At 64.8% G+C, this 18809-nt stretch carries 19 protein-coding genes; 13 read left to right on the plus strand and 6 right to left on the minus strand.

Going from position 1 to position 18809, the window contains the following annotated elements; genetic code table 11:
* Positions 1–33: 33 nt before the first annotated feature.
* From M727_RS0110650 to M727_RS0110690, 9 genes are all read left to right on the plus strand, one after another.
* Positions 34–357 (plus strand): YnfA family protein, encoded by a 324-nt coding sequence (locus tag M727_RS0110650; protein WP_027152679.1) that lies wholly within the window; start codon positions 34–36, stop codon positions 355–357.
* Between the two features lie 3 nt (positions 358–360).
* Entirely contained in the window at positions 361–1329 is a 969-nt protein-coding gene (locus tag M727_RS0110655; RefSeq protein WP_027152680.1) for a small ribosomal subunit Rsm22 family protein, read from the plus strand.
* A 206-nt stretch (positions 1330–1535) separates the two neighbouring features.
* Complete coding sequence (locus M727_RS0110660; protein ID WP_027152681.1) at positions 1536–3026, plus strand: replicative DNA helicase; 1491 nt, start codon at positions 1536–1538, stop codon at positions 3024–3026.
* 250 nt (positions 3027–3276) lie between these two features.
* Positions 3277–4680, plus strand: a complete 1404-nt coding sequence (gene radA / locus M727_RS0110665; RefSeq protein ID WP_023800715.1) for a DNA repair protein RadA — start codon at positions 3277–3279, stop codon at positions 4678–4680.
* Positions 4681–4707: 27 nt separating this feature from the next.
* Entirely contained in the window at positions 4708–5376 is a 669-nt protein-coding gene (locus M727_RS0110670; RefSeq protein ID WP_027152682.1) for a CvpA family protein, read from the plus strand.
* Between the two features lie 78 nt (positions 5377–5454).
* Positions 5455–6924, plus strand: coding sequence for an amidophosphoribosyltransferase (gene purF / locus M727_RS0110675; RefSeq protein ID WP_023800717.1), 1470 nt, complete (start codon positions 5455–5457; stop codon positions 6922–6924).
* Positions 6925–7032: 108 nt separating this feature from the next.
* Positions 7033–7785 (plus strand): SDR family NAD(P)-dependent oxidoreductase, encoded by a 753-nt coding sequence (locus M727_RS0110680; RefSeq protein ID WP_027152683.1) that lies wholly within the window; start codon positions 7033–7035, stop codon positions 7783–7785.
* A gap of 80 nt (positions 7786–7865) precedes the next feature.
* Entirely contained in the window at positions 7866–8495 is a 630-nt protein-coding gene (locus M727_RS0110685) for a hypothetical protein (RefSeq protein WP_027152684.1), read from the plus strand.
* A 122-nt stretch (positions 8496–8617) separates the two neighbouring features.
* Complete coding sequence (locus tag M727_RS0110690) at positions 8618–8821, plus strand: hypothetical protein (protein ID WP_027152685.1); 204 nt, start codon at positions 8618–8620, stop codon at positions 8819–8821.
* Positions 8822–8836: 15 nt separating this feature from the next.
* Here M727_RS0110690 and M727_RS0110695 read toward each other — a convergent pair whose 3' ends face one another.
* Both M727_RS0110695 and M727_RS0110700 read right to left on the minus strand, forming a co-directional pair.
* Positions 8837–9343, minus strand: a complete 507-nt coding sequence (locus M727_RS0110695) for an OsmC family protein (RefSeq protein ID WP_027152686.1) — start codon at positions 9341–9343, stop codon at positions 8837–8839.
* 132 nt (positions 9344–9475) lie between these two features.
* Positions 9476–10510 (minus strand): MerR family transcriptional regulator, encoded by a 1035-nt coding sequence (locus M727_RS0110700; RefSeq protein WP_027152687.1) that lies wholly within the window; start codon positions 10508–10510, stop codon positions 9476–9478.
* A gap of 254 nt (positions 10511–10764) precedes the next feature.
* Between M727_RS0110700 and M727_RS0110705 the strand changes: the two genes are divergently transcribed.
* On the plus strand, positions 10765–11643 hold the full coding sequence (locus M727_RS0110705) for a DMT family transporter (RefSeq protein WP_027152688.1): 879 nt from the start codon (positions 10765–10767) through the stop codon (positions 11641–11643).
* A 161-nt stretch (positions 11644–11804) separates the two neighbouring features.
* On the opposite strand, the gene M727_RS0110710 is transcribed toward M727_RS0110705, so the two are convergent.
* Complete coding sequence (locus M727_RS0110710; RefSeq protein ID WP_027152689.1) at positions 11805–12668, minus strand: LysR substrate-binding domain-containing protein; 864 nt, start codon at positions 12666–12668, stop codon at positions 11805–11807.
* Between the two features lie 112 nt (positions 12669–12780).
* Between M727_RS0110710 and M727_RS0110715 the strand changes: the two genes are divergently transcribed.
* The gene (locus M727_RS0110715) at positions 12781–13188 is read left to right on the plus strand and encodes a 4-oxalocrotonate tautomerase family protein (protein WP_027152690.1); all 408 of its coding nucleotides are present in this window, start codon (positions 12781–12783) and stop codon (positions 13186–13188) included.
* 202 nt (positions 13189–13390) lie between these two features.
* Complete coding sequence (locus tag M727_RS0110720) at positions 13391–15613, plus strand: AMP-binding protein (RefSeq protein ID WP_027152691.1); 2223 nt, start codon at positions 13391–13393, stop codon at positions 15611–15613.
* 107 nt (positions 15614–15720) lie between these two features.
* Here M727_RS0110720 and M727_RS0110725 read toward each other — a convergent pair whose 3' ends face one another.
* The 3 genes from M727_RS0110725 to M727_RS0110735 all read right to left on the minus strand — a co-directional run bounded on the left by M727_RS0110725 (position 15721) and on the right by M727_RS0110735 (position 17689).
* Complete coding sequence (locus tag M727_RS0110725) at positions 15721–15984, minus strand: hypothetical protein (RefSeq protein ID WP_023800726.1); 264 nt, start codon at positions 15982–15984, stop codon at positions 15721–15723.
* A 187-nt stretch (positions 15985–16171) separates the two neighbouring features.
* A complete protein-coding gene (locus M727_RS0110730; RefSeq protein ID WP_027152692.1) occupies positions 16172–16987 on the minus strand; it encodes a phosphatidylcholine/phosphatidylserine synthase in 816 nt (271 codons plus the stop codon).
* 3 nt (positions 16988–16990) lie between these two features.
* A complete protein-coding gene (locus M727_RS0110735) occupies positions 16991–17689 on the minus strand; it encodes a phosphatidylserine decarboxylase (RefSeq protein WP_023800728.1) in 699 nt (232 codons plus the stop codon).
* Between the two features lie 244 nt (positions 17690–17933).
* Here M727_RS0110735 and M727_RS0110740 point away from each other — a divergent pair, with 244 nt between their 5' ends.
* Complete coding sequence (locus M727_RS0110740) at positions 17934–18806, plus strand: SMP-30/gluconolactonase/LRE family protein (protein WP_036262072.1); 873 nt, start codon at positions 17934–17936, stop codon at positions 18804–18806.
* Positions 18807–18809 lie beyond the last annotated feature (3 nt).

Genomic DNA, 18809 nt, shown 5'->3' on the forward strand with positions numbered 1-18809 from the left:
AAAAGGTCTCGCCGTCGCCGCGAGACTTTTTTCATGACCTATCTCATCTACATCGTTGCTGCCCTTGCCGAGATCGCCGGCTGCTTTTCGATCTGGGCATGGTGGCGGCTGGAAAAGTCGCCGCTGTGGCTGGCGCCAGGCCTGGTCTCGCTCGCTTTGTTCGGCTTCCTGCTGGCGCTGGTAGACATCAGTGCTGCGGGCCGCGCCTATGCCGCCTATGGCGGCGTCTACATCGCCGCCTCGCTCGGATGGCTGTGGCTGGTGGAAGGCGTGCGCCCCGACCGCTGGGACCTTGCCGGTTCCGCGCTCTGCATCGTTGGCGCCTCGGTGATCCTGCTCGCACCTCGGGGTGCCTGAGCTATGGAACTGCCTATCCCGCTTCGACAGGGCGTCGAGCGCCTCCTCGAAAAAGTGCCGCTGCCGACGCTGAAGCAAGCGGCAAAAACGCTGTCGGACCGCTATCGCGCCGAACTGCGCGACGGCCGCCTGCATATGGCCGAGGAGATCGCGGTCAAGGCCTATCTAGCGACGCGGCTGCCGGCGACCTATGCCGCCATCCGTGCCAGTCTCGATGCGGTCGGCGAGGCAAGGCCCGATCATGCACCCAAAACCCTGCTCGACGTCGGCGCCGGCCCTGGCACCGTGCTTTGGGCTGCGCTCGATCTCTGGCCCGACCTCGAGCAGGCGGTGCTGATCGAGGCGAGCGCCGCGGTGCGCCGGGTTGGCACGGCGCTTGCCGCCGAGGCGATGACGGCCAGGGTCGCCTGGCTGGCCGGCGATGCCACTCTCGATCTCGCCGATCTCAAGCCGGCCGAGTTGGTCACCTGCGCCTATGTGCTGGACGAGATCGGACCGGCGTCGCTGCCAAAGCTGATCGACCGGCTCTGGCAGCTGACCGACGACACGCTTCTGGTCGTCGAGCCGGGCACGCCGGCCGGATGGCAGCGCATCCTTGCCGTGCGCCGACAACTGATCGAGGCGGGCGCGCACGTGCTTGCGCCTTGCCCGCATGCGGCTCCCTGCCCGCTCGTGCCGCCCGACTGGTGCCATTTTTCGCGCCGTGTCGCGCGTTCGCGTCTGCACCGGCTGGCCAAGGACGCCGATGTACCGTGGGAGGACGAGAAATTCATCTATGTCGCCGCCTCCCGCCACGCTGTCGCCCCACCGCAGGCGCGTGTGATCGCACCGCCGAAATCAGGCTCGGGCAAGGTCCTGCTGAAACTTTGCGAAAGGGACGGCGGTGCCGACGAGAAACTGTTCACCAAGCGCGACGGCGATGTGTTCAAGGCCGCGCGGCGGCTCGACTGGGGCGACGCACTGCCGGAGTGATTGGCAGCTATTTTCCTGTTTTGTTCTCGCCCGAGAACGGCTAGGCTCGCCGTCTTGATTCGAGTCAATCGAGATTCTTTCCACCGAAAAATCTTGGCTGTGAATCGCGGGCACCGAAGCTGATTGAATGAAGACTGATGCAGATAAGTCATCACCGACCTATCCCGTTCTGATATCGAGAGACCGGCATCGAAATCGGGGACGTTATGGCAGAGGCAGCACGAAAATTCGGCGTGGCGGAAACACCGCTCTATCGCGAGGCACCGAACAACATCGAAGCCGAGCAGGCGCTGCTCGGCGCCATCCTCGTCAACAACGACGCCTTCTACCGCGTCTCGGATTTCCTGAAATCCGGCCATTTTTACGAGCCGCTGCACAGAAAGATCTTTGACGTCGCCGCCGAGCTCATTCGTATGGGCAAGATAGCGACGCCGATCACGCTGAAGACCTTTCTGCCGGCCGACGAGAGGGTCGGGGACATGACGGTTGCGCAATATGTGGTACGGCTGGCCGTCGAGGCGGTCACCGTCGTCAATGCCGCCGACTACGGCCGCGCCATCTATGATCTCGCCACGCGACGCGCCCTGATCACCGTCGGCGAAGACATGGTCAACATCGCCTACGACGCGCCGGTCGACATGTCGCCATCCGAGCAGATCGAGGACGCCGAGCGGCGCCTGTTCGAACTGGCCGAGACCGGCCGCTACGATGGCGGTTTCGAGAGCTTCACCGACGCGGTCAAGACCGCCGTCGACATGGCCAACGCCGCCTATATGCGCGACGGGCACCTGTCGGGCGTCGCCACGGGCCTGCGCGATCTCGACCGCCGCATGGGAGGCCTGCAGCCGTCCGATCTGATCATCATCGCCGGCCGCCCAGGCATGGGCAAGACCTCGCTTGCCACCAACATGGCCTTCAACATCGCCGAAGCCTATGTGCCGGCGCAACAGGCCGACGGTTCGTTCAAGGCGGCAAATGGCGGCGTCGTCGGCTTCTTCTCGCTCGAAATGTCGTCGGAACAGCTCGCCACCCGCATCATTTCCGAACAGACCGAAATCCCGTCGTCGAAAATCCGCCGCGGCGAGATCAGCGAAATGGATTTCGAAAAGCTGGTCGCCTGTTCGCAGACCATGCAGAAGATCCCGCTGTTCATCGACCAGACCGGCGGCATCTCGATCGCCCAGCTGTCGGCGCGGGCGCGGCGGCTGAAGCGCCAGCGCGGCCTCGACGTCATCGTCATCGACTATATCCAGCTGATGCAAGGGTCGAGCGCCAAGTCCTCGCAGAACCGCGTGCAGGAGATCACCGAGATCACCACCGGCCTGAAGGCGCTGGCCAAGGAGCTTGCCGTGCCGATCATCGCGCTGTCGCAGCTGTCGCGTCAGGTCGAAAGCCGCGACGACAAGCGCCCGCAGCTCTCGGACCTGCGCGAATCGGGTTCGATCGAGCAGGATGCCGACGTGGTGATGTTCGTCTACCGCGAGGAATACTACCTGAAGAACCGCGAGCCGAAGCCGGGCACCGACGAATACATCAAATGGGAACACGAGATGAACGAGATGCGCGGCAAGGCCGAGGTCATCGTCGCCAAGCAGCGCCATGGACCGACCGGCTCGGTCAGCCTCGCCTTCCAGGGCGAGTTCACCCGCTTCTCCGACCTCGCCGAGGAGCATCATATTGCGGAGAGGTTTGAGTAGCCGCTTGTCCGACGTCGCACCCAAGATGCGGGATAGCAGCGCTCTACGGCGCCCCCCTCTGTCCTGCCGGACATCTCCCCCACAAGGGGGGAGATTGGCCGTCACCCGCGGCGGGGATCTTTTCTGCAACGCTGAAAATTGGCGAAACCCGACGCGCAATCCGATCTCCCCCCAAGTGGGGGAGATGTCCGGCAGGACAGAGGGGGGCGCGAAGGATCACAGCTCTCACCAGCAGGCGGGAGGGTAAAGCTTGGCCAAGTCCCGCGTCCAGTTCATCTGCCAGAATTGCGGTTCGGTGCATCAGCGCTGGGCTGGCAAATGTGATGCCTGCGGCGAGTGGAACACGCTGGTCGAGGAGGGCACGTCCGGCGGCATCGGGTCGGGGCCGGCCAACACCCGCAATGCGCGCAAGGGCCGCGCGGTGGTGCTCACGACTTTGTCCGGCGACATCGAGGACGCGCCACGCATCGTTTCCGGCATCGGCGAGCTCGACCGCGCCACCGGCGGCGGTTTCGTGCGCGGCTCGGCCCTTCTGGTCGGCGGCGATCCCGGCATCGGCAAGTCGACGCTGTTGACCCAGGCGGCCGCAGCACTGGCGTCCAAGGGCCACCGCATCGTCTACGTCTCGGGCGAAGAGGCGGTCGCCCAGATCCGGCTCCGCGCGCAGCGGCTCGGCGTCGCCGATACTCCGGTGGAGCTTGCCGCCGAAACCAATGTCGAGGACATCCTCGCCACCATCGCCGACGGCAAGCGGCCGGACCTGGTGATCCTCGATTCGATCCAGACCTTGTGGACCGACATGGCCGATTCGGCGCCCGGCACCGTCACCCAGGTGCGTGCCGCCGCCCAGGCGATGATCCGCTATGCCAAATCCACAGGCGCGGCGATTGTGCTTGTCGGCCACGTCACCAAGGAAGGCCAGATCGCCGGGCCGCGCGTCGTCGAGCATATGGTCGACGCGGTGCTTTATTTCGAGGGCGAAGGCGGCCACCACTACCGCATCCTGCGCACGGTCAAGAACCGCTTCGGACCGACCGACGAGATCGGCGTCTTCGAAATGTCTGATATGGGCCTGCGCGAGGTCGCCAATCCATCCGAGCTTTTTCTCGGCGAACGCCATGCGAAAGCGCCGGGCGCCGCGGTTTTCGCCGGCATGGAAGGTACCAGGCCGGTGCTGGTCGAGATCCAGGCGCTGGTGGCGCCGTCGTCGCTGGGCACGCCGCGCCGCGCCGTCGTCGGCTGGGACGGCGCCCGGCTGTCGATGATCCTTGCCGTCCTTGAAGCCCATTGCGGAGTCCGCTTCGGCACGCATGACGTCTATCTCAACGTCGCCGGCGGCTACCGTATCTCGGAGCCGGCCGCCGATCTGGCGGTGGCGGCCGCACTGGTTTCCTCGCTCACCGGTCTTGCCCTTCCCGCCGATTGCGTCTATTTCGGCGAAATCAGCCTTTCGGGCGCCGTGAGGCCGGTTGCGCACGCGCAGCAGCGCCTGAAGGAAGCCGAAAAGCTGGGTTTTGGAAGCGCGGTTCTGCCCTTGGGCAGCGAGGAACTTGCCGGGGGGATAGGGGCCGGCGCTTTCCAGCCCACCGAGCTTGCCGATCTCGTGGCACGCATAGCCGGCTCACGGCGCAGCCGCGCCGACGAGCAAGAATGACGCGGCTCATGAAGTGGGGCAAAAGACATGCCGATTACGCTGCTTGACGGAATTCTCGTCGGCTTCACCTTGGTCTCGGCGATGCTCGCCATGGTTCGCGGCTTTTCGCGCGAGGTCCTTTCCGTCATCTCCTGGATAGCGGCGGCCGCGGCAGCGTTCTTTTTCTATCAACCGGTCCTGCCTTACGTTCAGCCCTATGTCGACAATGAGAAGATTGCCATGGTGGTGGCCGCCGGCATCGTCTTCATCGTCGCGCTGATCGTCGTCTCCATCATCACCATGAAGCTCGCCGACTGGATCATCGATTCCAGGGTCGGCGCGCTCGACCGCACGCTTGGTTTCCTCTATGGCGCGGCGCGCGGCATCCTGGTCGTCGCGGTGGCCCTGCTGTTCTTCAACTGGCTGGCCGGCCCCAAGGCTCCGGGCTGGGTCGCAGATGCCAAGTCAAGGCCGCTGCTCGAATCGATCGGCGCCAAGCTCGAAAGCCTGCTGCCCGAGGATCCGGAAAACGCGATCCTCAACAGGCTCAATCCGAATCAGCCGGCACCCGAGACCGGCACCGAGACACCTCCGGCAGCGGATGCACCCGCGGCGGACGCACCGGCAACCGGCGACGATGCTCCGGCGCCCGACGGCAGCGAGACCGACGCGCCACCGGCTGACAATGCACCGGCCAATCCGGCGCCTGCAAACTGACGATCATGTGAAGGCCGCAAACTCTACGTTGCTCTCGAGCCGTCATCACACTATATAGCGACTTTAGCGGAGCTGAAGATGGCAGACGCAGACGACGTGCTTTCCGCCGAAGCTGACGATCATTTCCATGACGAATGCGGCGTGTTCGGTATTTTTGGCCGGCAGGACGCTGCGGCTATCGTCACGCTCGGCCTGCATGCGTTGCAGCACCGCGGCCAGGAAGCGGCCGGTATCGTTTCCTATGACGGCACGCAGTTCCATGTCGAACATCATGTCGGCCTGATCGGCGATACGTTCACCAAACAGCGCGTCATCGACAGCCTGCAAGGCAACCGCGCCATCGGCCACACGCGCTACGCCACCACAGGCGGCGCCGGCCAGCGCAACATCCAGCCGTTTTTCGCCGAACTCGCCGATGGCGGCTTCGCCGTCGCCCACAACGGCAACCTCACCAACGCCATGACGGTGCAGCGCGCGCTTCAGAAACAGGGCGCGATCTTCTCGTCGACCTCCGACACCGAGACACTGCTGCATCTGGTCGCCACCAGCAGGGAACGCGATCTCAACTCGCGCTTCATCGATGCGGTGCGCCAGGTCGAAGGCGCCTTCTCGCTGGTGGCGATGACTTCAAAGAAGATGATCGGCTGCCGCGATCCGCTCGGCATCCGGCCGCTGGTGCTCGGCGATCTCGACGGCGCCTGGATCCTGGCTTCCGAAACCTGCGCGCTCGACATCATCGGCGCGCGTTTCGTGCGCGACCTGAAGCCCGGCGAGATGGTCGTCGTCACCGCCAAGGGCATCGAGAGCCTGTTTCCGTTCGAGCCGCAGAAGACCCGCTTCTGCATCTTCGAATATGTTTATTTCGCGCGTCCGGATTCGTCGGTCGAGGGCCGCAACGTCTACGAGGTGCGCAAGCGCATCGGCGCCGAGCTGGCGCTCGAAAGCCCGGTCGAGGCCGACATCGTCGTGCCGGTGCCGGACAGCGGCACTCCGGCGGCGATCGGCTTTTCGCAAGCCGCGGGCATCCCGTTCGAGCTCGGCATTATCCGCAATCACTATGTCGGCCGCACCTTCATCCAGCCCGGCGATTCGATCCGCCACATGGGCGTCAAGCTCAAGCATAACGCCAACCGCCGTATGATCGAAGGCAAGCGCGTGGTGCTGGTCGACGATTCGATCGTGCGCGGCACCACCAGCCAAAAAATCGTGCAGATGGTGCGCGATGCCGGCGCCAAGGAAGTGCACATGCGCATCGCCTCGCCGCCGACGCGCGCTTCCTGTTTCTATGGCGTCGATACGCCGGAGAAGTCGAAGCTGCTGGCGTCGCGCATGTCGGTGGAAGAGATGGCCGAGTTCATCCGCGTCGATTCGCTCGGTTTCCTGTCGATCGACGGGCTCTACCGCGCCGTCGGCGAGGCCGGCCGCGACAATGAGCAGCCGCAATTCTGCGACGCCTGCTTCACCGGGCAATATCCGACCCGGCTCGCCGACTTCGAAGGCTCCGACAATGTGCGCACGCTGTCGCTGCTGGCGGCGGGCGGGGCGTAGGATTGCCGGAGCACCAATTGCCTTCCCGAGTTTACCCCCTCTGTCCTGCCGCACATGTCCGGCAGGACAGAGGGCGGTGTTTTCACGCCTGCTCACGGAGGCCCTCGCATGATCCCTGCCCCTAGCCTCGACCTTTCCGGCCGCGTCGCGGTCGTCACCGGCGCCTCGCGCGGCATCGGCTACTTCATCGCCCTGGAACTTGCCGCCGCTGGAGCGCACGTCATCGCGGTTGCCCGCACCGTCGGCGGACTGGAGGAACTCGACGACCAGATCAAGGCAACGGGCGGACAGGCGACGCTGGTGCCGCTGGACCTCGCTGACATGGCCGGCATCGACCGGCTGGGCGGCGCCATCCATGAGCGATGGGGCAAGCTCGACATCCTGGTCGCCAATGCGGCGGTGCTCGGCGTCATCTCGCCGATCGGCCATGTCGAGGCCAAGACCTTCGAGAAGGTGATGACCATCAACGTTACCTCGACATGGCGGCTGATCCGCTCGGTCGACCCGTTGCTCAGGCTCTCCGACGCCGGCCGTGCCATCGTGCTTTCCTCCAATGCCGCCCATTCGGCGCGGGCCTTCTGGGCGCCCTATGCGGCGTCGAAGGCGGCAGTCGAGACGATGATGCGTTCCTGGGCGCATGAGACGGAAAACTTGGCGCTCAGGGTCAATGCCGCCGATCCCGGCGCCACCCGCACCGCCATGCGTGCGCAGGCGGTGCCCGGCGAGGATCCGGAGACGCTGCCGCATCCTTCAGAGATCGCCAAACGCATCGTGCCGCTGGCCAGCCCTGCGCTTACGGAAACCGGGCTGATCTTCCAGGCCAAGCACAACCGCTTTGTTGCCTACCGGCAACCGGAGTAGACGCATCGCGCATTTCGACGGAAGAATTGCGCCGCCGCCGACGTTATTGGAATGCCAGATTTTCGAAACGGAGGACCACCATGCGCAGACTGCTTCTCGTCACCGCCGCTGCATCTCTGGCAGCCATCGGCGTTGCATCCTCGCAGGATGCGACGATGAGCTTCTTCGTCACCAGCGTCGGCTCGGGCAAGGGCGCCGATCTCGGCGGCCTCGCGGGCGCCGATGCGCATTGCGCCTCGCTGGCTGAAGCCGCGGGCGTTACGGGCAAGACATGGCACGCCTACCTCTCGACCAGCGACACCGATGCACGCGATCGCATTGGCACGGGACCGTGGTTCAACGCCAAGGGCGTCAAGATCGCCGACGATGTCGCTTCGCTGCATAGCGATGCCAACGCCATCACCAAGCAAACAGCGCTCAACGAAAAGGGCGAAGTGGTCAACGGCCGCGGCGACAAGCCCAACCGGCACGACGTGCTGACCGGCTCCAAGCCCGACGGCACGAAAATTGCCGACCAGACTTGCGGCGACTGGACGCTCAGCGGAGCGGAAGGCGCGGCAATGACGGGCCATCACGACCGCACCGGTCTCGACGATTCGGCCGCCGCCAAATCGTGGAATTCCTCGCACGCTTCACGCGGCGGCTGCAGTCAGGAGGCCCTGAGGAGCACCGGCGGCGACGGCCTGTTCTATTGCTTTGCCGTGAACTGATCTGGCCCAACAAACGCAGAACATCACGCTGGCGTGGCGACCCACCGCGCCCGGCCGCGCTTTCGCCGATCGCCCGGAGTTGATAGGATCACCCGACTCCCACAACAAGCGAGGAAATCTCCATGGCTTCGAGCGTAGCGCTGGTCTGGTATCTGGTGATTGCCGGCCCGCAAGGCGGCATGGTGGTGCTGCCCAGCACGTTCGACACTCGCGAACAGTGCGCCTTCGCCGTCACCGAATATCAGAAGCAGCCAACGCCGGCCGGCTGGTCGGTGCAGTGTGTGCCGAGCGCCTCGCCGTTCGCCGACGAGGGCGAAAGTGAGTAGCTGGGGGCGCGCGTTTCAACGCTGCGCGCTGACCGTCAGTTCCGGCCTGGTGTTGATGGTCTGAAACACCACGCAATAGCGTTCGGTCAGCTTGAGCAACGCGTCGACGCGCTCCTGTGGCTCGTCGGTGTCGAGGCCGAAATTCAGCCGGATGGCGCGGAAGCCGACCGGCGCATCTTTTGCCACGCCTAAGGTGCCGCGAAAATCGAGATCGCCTTCGGCCTCCACCGTGGCGGCGCCGAGTTTGAACTCCAGCGCCGTCGCCACTGCCTTCAGCGTTACGCCAGCGCAAGCGACCAGCGCCTCCAGCAGCATGTCGCCCGAGCACAGTTCGAGCCCCGAACCGCCGGTAGCCGGATGCAGACCGGCAACGGCGAGCGCCCTGCCGGTCTCGACCTTGCAGGCGATCGACTGGTCGTCGATCGAGCCCTTGGCCCGAAGCGTGATCAGCGCGCATGATGCGTCGTCACGATACGCCTCCTTGAGCGGCGCCTGCGTGGCCTTCAGTCCGGTCGCGTCCATGTCAAACCCTTTTCGGCAGTCAGCTTTAGCGCTCGTCAGGATACTCGAATAGAACCGGCCTCGATTTCACGACATTTGGATCGGACTGACAAGCTGTCCAGACATTGCCGCGTCGTTAGACCTGGTGCCCTTTCATGCGACCCGGGGCCGCCACGCGATGACGCCATCCGTCCGCGCCCGCACCTCGGGTGAGGCCAGGCAGGTGGCGACGGCCTCGTAGCCGGGAGTGCCGGGGTACCGGGCGACGCAGGTTGGCGGGCTGTGATTGGCGGGGCAGAGGATGATCGCTTCGTCGGTGCCGACCGCCGCCAGGTCCAGTATCGCGCAGGAGCGCGTGAGCAGAAAAAGCGGTCGACCGCCGGGGCCGCGGCGACGCAAATGGGCAATCAGGGCTTCTTGCGAGGCGTGATCCAGCCCTTGTTCGATCATGTCGACGACCAGGATGGCCGGACCTTCGGCTTCCAATCCGACGAGTAGAGCGATCATTGCGTCGGACACCGCGGCACCGTCCTCGACGAGCCAGGCTAGCGTCTGATCGACCCGCGACCTGAGAGCTGGGTCGGCGTCCACACGAGCCAGAGCCGCCGCACAGCCATTCGCCAGTCGGTCCAAGCCAAGGAAGGCGGCGTCAGGCAATGTCTCGGCCAGGCGCTGAGCCAGCCGGGTCTTGCCACTGCCCAGCGGGCCGATGATGTAGTTCAGCGGTCGGATCTGTCCCAGTTCGAACCGCTCGCCTCCCCAAGGCCAGGGAAGGTCGAAAGCGACGCTGAGCGTAGCCTCTGGCGCCAGCAGGCGCGCCAGTTCCCCGGCGCTTGGCGCTTCGACTCGAGCGAGGTCGTCCCGCAGGCTACCGATCTTCTCTATTACGCCGACAAGCTGGCGCAGCCGGCTCTCGAGTGCTGACTGGTGCGCGGCCAAGGCCGGCTCCATGCCCCGCGAGTCACCCTCCAACACCCGCGCCACCTGGGCCAAGCTGAAGCCAAGCGCGCGCAGGGCCGCGATCTCTGCGCCCCGGCTCATTTCGACAGGACCGTAGGCCCGCCATCCGGCCGCGGTGCGGATCGGAGCGATCAGGCCGCGCTGCTCATAAAGCCGCAGGGCCTTGGCCGACACACCGAGCCGGCCGGCGGCTTCGGAAGCATTCAGGAACTGGGCGGAAGAGCTCACGAATCACCTCGTTGCTGTGGACCGCCTTTCTATCGGGCTGACCCAGGGGCCGAGCCAACAGGGATGTTCGCGGTCCGCAGGAGCCGTGCGAAAGGGATGGACATTTCGTGTCGAGCTGACACATCGGCCTTTGATGAGATGAATCGACTTGCAACGAACATTTCCGCAGGCGGCTGCAGGATACGGCAATCCTGCTGACAGTATGGTGTCAGGACAAGGCAGCATAGTCTGGTGACATGACGGGATCCCTAACCATGCCTGAGACCACCGCCGAGCGCACCCTTGGCATCATCCTGGTTTCGGCGTCGGCGGCGGTGTTCGGCCTTACCGGCGTATTGACCAAGTCGATCCATGCCGATCCGCTCACCATCACCTGCTGGCGCGGCTTCGTCGGCTCGATCCTGATCAGCCTCTATGTGCTTTGGCGCCGCCAATCCAGTGGGCGTGAAAGCCTGCGCCTCGGCTGGCGCGGCTGGCTGTTGGCGATCGAGGGCGCGCTAGCCAGCATCGCCTTCATCGCGGCGTTCAAGTTCACCTTCGTCGCCAATGTTGCGATCATCTACGCCACCGCGCCCTTCGTCACCGCGCTGCTTGCCTTCATTCTGGTTCGTCAGCGCTTCCGGCTGCAGACGCTTGCCGCCGCCGCCGTGTCGCTCAGCGGCGTGGCGATCATGGTCTGGTCCGGCTTCGGCACCGGCCATCTGTTCGGCAACGGGCTGGCGCTGCTGATGACAATCGGCAGCGCGCTCTACATGATCATGGTGCGGGCTTTCCGCGACACGCCGGTGGTGTGGGCCGGGGCGGTGTCGGCATTCCTTTTGTTCGTGCTCGGTTGGTTCGTCGCCGATCCATTGGCAGTCTCGGCCAGGGACGCAGTGTTGCTCGTCACCTTCGGCACGTCGTTCGCGCTGGCCTCTATTCTGTGGACGGAGGGCGCGCGGCTCATTCCGGCTGCCGAATCCGGCCTGCTGGGCTCGGCTGAAGTGCCGTTCGCGATCCTGTTCGCCTTCCTGTTCCTGGCCGAGGTCCCGCCAGCAGCCAGCATGATCGGCGGCGCCATCGTGCTCTGCGCGGTGTTCGCCCATGGCGGGCGCGACTGGCGGCCAGGCAGCGCTCTGCCTGAGAAAAATTAGCCCCCGAAAATAAATCTGCGGGTGCAAATAAATTAGCAAGGTCATGGAACCATCAACAGGTTCAGGCATTGTTGGCTTTGACGGGTCATCCAAGTCCCCCCAAACCCCTCGGCCCGTCTAACCTATAGCCGACCGCAAGGTCGGCTTTTTCTTTTGCGAAATCAGCTCGGTGCGCCTGCCAAGGCAAGGTTGCCGCTGAACAGCGCAGCCAGATCCTGGGCCGGGGGCTCGGCATCCTGGCGCAGCCGGATGGCGAACTCGGCGATGGGAACCTGCGGCAGCCCAAGGTCGCGCGGCGCCTCGACGATGCCGGAATGGGCAAAGCGCGCCGTCCGCAGCGTCAGGGCAATGCCGGCATTCACCGCCGTGCGCAGCCCGGCCAGGCTGGCACTGCCGGCGGCGATGCGGTAGCGGCGACCTGCCCTGTCGAGTGCAGCGATCGCCGCTTCGCGAAAGCCGCAATGCGGATCGAGTAGCGCCAGCGGCAGTTCGTCCTGGTGTGTGGCCAAGCCTCTTTGCGAACAGAGCCACATCATCGGCTCGCGGAGCACACTGATCTCGTCCGGCGCCGGAGCCTGTCGCATGGCGACCATCAGATCGAGGATGCCGGTTTGCAGCGCCTCGGCCAATTCGGCGGAGCGGCCGACGCGCAGTTCGATCCTGACGCGCGGATAGCTCGCGGCAAAGGCCCTGAGCAAATCCGGGAGGCCGCTGTCGGCGAAATCTTGTGTCGTGCCGATGGCCACGCGCCCATCCGCTCGCACGCCCTTGAGGGCCAGCCACGCTTCGCGATGCACAGCAAGGATGCGCCGCGCATGACCGGCCAGATCTTCGCCCGCCGGCGTCAGGACGCGCCCTCTTCCCTGCGGCACCAGAAGTGGTTCGCCGACAATCTCCTCAAGCCGCTGCATCTGCGTGGTCACCGCCGACGCCGAGCGCCCGACAAATGACGCCGCCTGCGCCAGCGAGCCGCGGTCGACGAAGGCGAGAAAGGTTTTGAGGAGGTCGGGGTCGAGCATTGTCATAATTCGACAGTATCAAAGTTTTCCCTGAAAACAATTCGATTTTCATAACGCAGGAGCGATGGCAAAGATTTCTGACGGCGAACAGACGCCGCGTAACCCGAGGAGAGAAATTATGCCGATCATCAATGTCAGCGTCACCGGCAAGCCCGATGCCGCTTTGTCCGCCGCTATCGCCAAGCAGGTGACCGAACTGACCGCGACGCATTTGCGCAAGGATGCGACGATCACAGCGGTGGCCATTTCCTATCATGACCCCGAGCACTGGTTCGCCGGCGGAAAGTCGCTGGCCGAGCATGGCGCCAACAGTTTCTGGCTCGACATCAAGGTGGTCGACGGCACCAACACCAAGCTTGAGCTGGAGGCCTATCTCAAGGCGCTCTTCCTTGGCTTTGGCAGCCTGCTGGGCAAGCTGCATGAGGAGAGCTATGCCTTCGTGCATGAAGTCCCGGCCGCCGCCTATGGCTATGGTGGCAAGACACAGGAATTCCGCTTCATCAGCGGGAGATTGAAGGCGGCGTGAGCCGCCCCCATCAATCCAGGCTCATGCCGCAGGCGCTTTCTCCGTCACAAGGAAACATAGACGCCGCACTTTTCATGGCCGGCCGGGCCAGTAATGCGAAGGTACCGCACCTCCGCATTGACGTTGAGCCCACTTCGTCTAGGTTCTCATCGAAGCGGTCACGAAGAGCCGCGAGGTCAAAATCTGTTGGGAGAGACGCGGCATGATCCTGACACTGGCGCTGCTTGCGGGTCTCGTCGCGGCCTGGCTGCTGATCGGCGTGGTGGAAAAATTCCGCCTCGGCCTGCGCTTCACGCAGGCGCTGCTCTATGTGCCGTTCAAGCTCGCCTACCGGATTGCCGATGATCGTATCAAGATCGCCCGCAGAACAGCCGCCCCGGTCATTTACGTCATTTCGCACCAGTCGCGTCTCGAACCGGCGCTGATGCTGTCGCTGCTGCCGGAAGACACGCTGCACATCCTCGACGAGGTCTCGGCGCGATCTCCCTGGCTCGAACCATGGCGCGAGCTTGGCCGCACCATCGCTTTCAACGCCGAGCATGTCTTCGTCAGCCGCCGGCTGGTGCGGGTGCTGAAGGGCAAGGGCCGCCTTGCCGTCTATCTGCCGGATGCGGTCGAGCCTGACATCAAGACATTTCGCCTGTTTCGCGCCGTCACCCGCATCGCCATGCAGGCCGACGCCCGCATCGTGCCGATCTTCGTTGCCGGCGCGCGCACGCTGCCGGTATCGCTGACGCCGGCGGACAAGGCGCCGCGGCGCTGGTTTCCAAGCCTGTCGATCAGCGTGCTGGAGCCGATGACCATCGCCGAGTTGGTAGCGCGAAACCCTGATCAGTCTTCGAACACCAATGCGCTGTTCGACCGTTTCGCCGAAGCCCAGCTTTTCGGCAGCGATCTTGACCGCGGCCTGTTCCTCGCCATACGCGACGCCGCCGACCGTGTCGGCGCCTCGCATCCTATCGTCGAAGACGTGGTCAGCGGCACGCTGAATTACAGAAAGCTGTTCATCGGCGCGCGGGTGCTGGGCCGCCGCTTCGAGGCGGTGACGGCGCCGAATGAAGCGGTTGGAGTGCTGCTGCCCAACGCCAACGGTGTCGTGCTGTCACTCGTTGGCCTGTTGTCGGCGAGCCGGGTGGCGGCGATGATCAACTACACCGCAGGCCCGGCCAGCGTCACCGCCGCCGTGCGCACGGCGGAGATCCGCACCGTGGTCTCGTCGCGCGCCTTTGTCGACAAGGCCAGCCTCGCTGACATCGTCGCGGCGGTAGAAGAAGGCGGCGCCAGGCTGTTGTGGCTGGAGGATGTGCGGGCCAGCGTAACCGTACTGGACAAGCTCGCCGCCGCCTTGCTGTGGCGCTGGCCGCTGCAGCCGCAGAATGCGGCCAAACCAGCGGTGATCCTGTTCACCTCAGGCTCGGAAGGCACGCCGAAGGCGGTGGTCCTGTCGCACAGAAATCTTCTCGCCAACGCCATGCAGGCTGAGGCCCGCATCACCATCTCGCCGGCAGACATCCTGCTCAACGTGCTGCCGGTGTTCCACTCGTTCGGGCTCACCGGCGGCACCATCCTGCCGCTGGTCACCGGCGTGAAACTGTTCCTCTACCCCTCGCCGCTGCACTACAAGCTGATCCCCGAGGTCGCACGCAAGGCAAGGCCGACGGTCATGTTCGGCACCGACACGTTCCTCGCCAACTATGCGCGCACCGCCAAGGACGGCGATTTCTCCAGCCTGCGCTTCATCGTCGCCGGCGCCGAAGCGGTGAAACCGGAGACGCGCCGCGTCTACCGGGAGCGCTTCCAGGCCGAGATCATCGAAGGTTTCGGGCTGACCGAGGCAGCGCCCGTCGTTGCCGTCAACACCGCCATCCACGGCCGCGACGGCACGGTCGGGCGACTGTTGCCGGGCATGCGCATGAAGCTCGAGCCGGTCGAGGGCATCAGCGGCGCCGGACGGTTATTGCTCAAGGGGCCGAATTTGATGATGGGCTACATGACCTCAGATCGGCCCGGGGAATTGCAGCCGCTCGACGGCTGGCACGATACCGGCGACATCGTTTCTGTCGACCGCGAGGGCTTCATTACCATTCGCGGCCGGGCCAAGCGCTTCGCCAAGATCGCCGGCGAGATGGTGTCGCTGGGCGCGGTCGAGATGCTGGTGCAGTCGCTGTGGCCGGAAGAGCACCACGCTGTGGTGGCGGTGCCGGACAAGCGCCGCGGCGAGCGTATCGTGCTGGTCACCACCGCCGATGACGCCGACCCCGATGAATTGCGCAAATTCGGCAGACAAGCCGGCGCGGCCGATCTGATGGTGCCGAACGACATCGTCAAGGTCGAGGAAATCCCGGTGCTGGGCTCTGGCAAGACCGACTACGTCTCGACCCGCAAACTGGCGATTGACCGACTGGGGCTCAGCGCGGCGGCCTAGCGCCTAAAGCGCGTCGCGTCTGAAGGGATTTATGCGAGGCGCTTTAAGTTCTTGCTTGAATGCATCTCGTTGTCCCAAAACCGCTGCGCACTTTTGGGCGACATGCATTAGAGGACCACCACCGACAACAGCAGGATGAACCCGACCGCCATCATCAGCAGGCCCGGCCAGTTCTGCGACAGGCCGAGGAAACCGAGGCCGCGCCGCCGCGGCTCAAGTGTCGGGCCTGGCGTTGCAAGATTTGGCGTCGAGCGATCCGGCGCCGCGCGAGCAGGCGCCGGATCGCTGAGCCGCCCACGCCAAAGGGCTGCGCCGGCCATATACACCACGCCAGCGACAATGAGCAACGCGCCAATGAGGACGACAGCCATTTCTCCTCACTCTTCTTTAAGCTCCTGCGCCTGGGACAGCAGCTTCAAGGGCTGATAGCGAGGCGTTCGCGACGTCGCTCGCCTCGCCCGCTGAGACAGAACGGTCAAGACGCCGGCAGGTTCCCGCTAGAGCGGGATGCGTCCGACTTGAACTAATTGAACTATCAGCGAATTGGCGACAGATCTGTCAGCCGAAGTCCGAAGGCGGCACCTTCTCGCCTTCGCGCTTGGCGCGCCTGGAATAGGCGCGGATGCTGAGCGGCAGGAAGAGCAGATAGCCGGCAACCGACGCCGTCAGCGTGTACCAGGGATAGGTCATCAACAGCAGGATGTAGAGGACCACACCGAGGATGATCGGCAGCACCTTGTCGCCCGGGACTTTCAGGCTTTTTCCGGAATAGACCGGCAGCCGGCTGACCAGCAGGAAGGCTATCAGAACGGTGAAACCGGCGGCGATGAAGGCGGCAGGGCGGGACGGCTCCACACCAAGCCGCAGGAAGTACAGGTAAAGCGGCAGCATCACCAGCACGGCGCCTGCCGGCGCCGGCACGCCGACGAAATACTCGGCCTGCCACTGCGGGCGATCAGTATCTTCGTCGAGCACGTTGTAGCGAGCGAGTCTCAGGCCGCAGGCGATGGTGAACAGGAGCGCGGCAATCCAGCCCGGCGAGCCGGCCTGGTCGAGCAGGAAGGCATAGAGCACCAGCGCGGGCGCTACGCCGAAATTGACGATGTCGGCGAGCGAATCCATCTGCGCGCCGAATTTGGACGTCGCCTTCAGCATGCGTGCCAGGCGGCCGTCGATGCCGTCGAGGAAGGCGGCCAGCAGCACCATCACCACTGCCGGCTCGAAACGGCCTTCGAAGCCGAAGCGGATGCCCGAGAGGCCGGCGCAGATGGCGAGCACTGTGACGAGATTGGGCAGCACCATGCGCATCGGAATTTCACGGATGCGCGGGCCGCCGCTGCCATGCGCCTCGAATTTCTTGAACGGCGCGCCCACGGCTCAGGACACCCGCACGAGCGGCGTTGCGGCAACGCCGCCGAATTCGGCCAGTATGGTTTCACCGCCGACCGCAGTCTGGCCGACGGCGACACGGGGCGTTGCGGTCGACGGCAGGAACACATCGACGCGCGAGCCGAAGCGGATCAGCCCGAAGCGCTCGCCGATGCCGATCGTGCCGCCGGTCTCGGCCCAGCAGACGATGCGCCGCGCCACCAGACCGGCGATCTGCACCGCGGCCACCGTGCCGTTGGGGCTGTCGATGACCAGGCCGTTGCGCTCGTTGTCGGCACTCGCCTTGTCAAGTGCGGCGTTGAGGAACTGGCCGGGCCGATGCTCTATCCTTGTGATGCGGCCGCGCACCGGAGCCCGGTTCACGTGGCAGGAGAAGACGTCCATGAACACCGAGATGCGGGTCATCTCGCCGCCGCCGAGGCCAAGTTCGCGCGGTGGCACTGCCGGACCGACCGCCGTGATGATGCCATCGGCCGGGCTCACCACCAGCCGGTCGTCGACCGGCGTGACGCGCTCGGGATCGCGGAAGAAATAGACGCACCAGGCCGTCAGGATGAGGCAGACCCAGAACAGGATCGAAGAGAAATAGCCGAGGAAAAGCGTCACCGCTGCGAAGGCGGCGATAAACGGATAGCCTTCGCGATGGATCGGAACCAACGTTTTCTTGATCGTGTCGACGAGGTCCATGGAATGGAAACAGCCTAGTTTCAGGTCCGGCCTCAATAGCGGAAACACCCTGTGGCCGCAACGCGACAATGAGGGAACGCCGGATCCGGCGTTCTCGTCCGCATTAGCCGATCGCGGGCGTTGGAAGGGTCCAATGCGCCTGTCCAAAAAAGGCATGACTGGTGTCGGGGCGAACCGGCCTCATGCGTCCTTGGAGATACGGGCCTTGTCAAAGCGCCCGCCGAACGAAAGCTGGAGGCAACAAATGCTGTCACGGAAATCAGCAGCAAAGGAAGCGCGGGTCGTGATGAACGGTCTGGCGTTCGGCGAATCGCCGCGCTGGCATGATGGCAGGCTTTGGTTCTGCAACTGGGGAACGGGCCAGATCATCGCCGTCGATGCCGACGGCAACAGTGAGATCATGCTCACCGTGCCGGCCACCCTGCCCTATTCGGTCGACTGGCTGCCGGACGGTCGCCTGGTCGTCGTCTGCGGGCGTGAGGGCTTGGTGCTGCGGCAGGAAGCAGACGGGACGCTGGTCACCCACGCCGATCTGCGACACCTCTCAGGGAACGCCTGGAACGAGATCGTCGTCGACGGGCGCGGCAACATCTACGTCAATGGCGGTGGGCCAGCGCCGGTTCCCGGCCAGCATTTCGGCCCCGGCACCATCGTGCTGATTGCACCGGACGGGTCGGTGCGGCAGGTGGCGGACAAGATCGCCTTCGCCAATGGGATGGCGGTGTCGCCTGACAACAAGACGTTGATCGTCGCCGAGTCCCACGCCAACAGGCTGACCGCCTTCGACATCGCCGCCGATGGCGGCCTTGCCAACCGGCGGCGATGGGCCGACCTCGGCAACGGCTTTCCCGACGGCATCTGCCTCGATGCCGAAGGCGCCATCTGGTATGCCGACGTCCCCAACCGGCACTGCGTGCGGGTGCGCGAGGGCGGGGCGATGCTCGACAGTGTCGATGCCGATCGCGGCTGCTTTGCCTGCATGCTCGGCGGCGCCGACGGCAAGACGCTGTTCATCGTCGCTGCCGAATGGCGCGGCTTCGAGCACATGATCAGCGATGCGCGCACCGGCCAGGTGCTCAGCATCGAAGCTTCCGCGCCGGGCGCTGGCTGGCCGTAGGGG

This window comes from Mesorhizobium sp. WSM2561 (assembly GCF_000513915.1).
Taxonomy (GTDB): Bacteria; Pseudomonadota; Alphaproteobacteria; order Rhizobiales; family Rhizobiaceae; genus Mesorhizobium; species Mesorhizobium muleiense.

Coding starts and splice junctions, on each gene's coding strand:
- M727_RS0110650 (WP_027152679.1), top strand. CDS start 34: ATGACCTATCTCATCTACATCGTTGCTGCCCTTGCCGAGATCGCCGGC.
- M727_RS0110655 (WP_027152680.1), top strand. CDS start 361: ATGGAACTGCCTATCCCGCTTCGACAGGGCGTCGAGCGCCTCCTCGAA.
- M727_RS0110660 (WP_027152681.1), top strand. CDS start 1,536: ATGGCAGAGGCAGCACGAAAATTCGGCGTGGCGGAAACACCGCTCTAT.
- M727_RS0110670 (WP_027152682.1), top strand. CDS start 4,708: ATGCCGATTACGCTGCTTGACGGAATTCTCGTCGGCTTCACCTTGGTC.
- purF (WP_023800717.1), top strand. CDS start 5,455: ATGGCAGACGCAGACGACGTGCTTTCCGCCGAAGCTGACGATCATTTC.
- M727_RS0110680 (WP_027152683.1), top strand. CDS start 7,033: ATGATCCCTGCCCCTAGCCTCGACCTTTCCGGCCGCGTCGCGGTCGTC.
- M727_RS0110685 (WP_027152684.1), top strand. CDS start 7,866: ATGCGCAGACTGCTTCTCGTCACCGCCGCTGCATCTCTGGCAGCCATC.
- M727_RS0110690 (WP_027152685.1), top strand. CDS start 8,618: ATGGCTTCGAGCGTAGCGCTGGTCTGGTATCTGGTGATTGCCGGCCCG.
- M727_RS0110695 (WP_027152686.1), bottom strand. CDS start 9,343: ATGGACGCGACCGGACTGAAGGCCACGCAGGCGCCGCTCAAGGAGGCG.
- M727_RS0110705 (WP_027152688.1), top strand. CDS start 10,765: ATGCCTGAGACCACCGCCGAGCGCACCCTTGGCATCATCCTGGTTTCG.
- M727_RS0110710 (WP_027152689.1), bottom strand. CDS start 12,668: ATGACAATGCTCGACCCCGACCTCCTCAAAACCTTTCTCGCCTTCGTC.
- M727_RS0110715 (WP_027152690.1), top strand. CDS start 12,781: ATGCCGATCATCAATGTCAGCGTCACCGGCAAGCCCGATGCCGCTTTG.
- M727_RS0110720 (WP_027152691.1), top strand. CDS start 13,391: ATGATCCTGACACTGGCGCTGCTTGCGGGTCTCGTCGCGGCCTGGCTG.
- M727_RS0110725 (WP_023800726.1), bottom strand. CDS start 15,984: ATGGCTGTCGTCCTCATTGGCGCGTTGCTCATTGTCGCTGGCGTGGTG.
- M727_RS0110735 (WP_023800728.1), bottom strand. CDS start 17,689: ATGGACCTCGTCGACACGATCAAGAAAACGTTGGTTCCGATCCATCGC.
- M727_RS0110740 (WP_036262072.1), top strand. CDS start 17,934: ATGCTGTCACGGAAATCAGCAGCAAAGGAAGCGCGGGTCGTGATGAAC.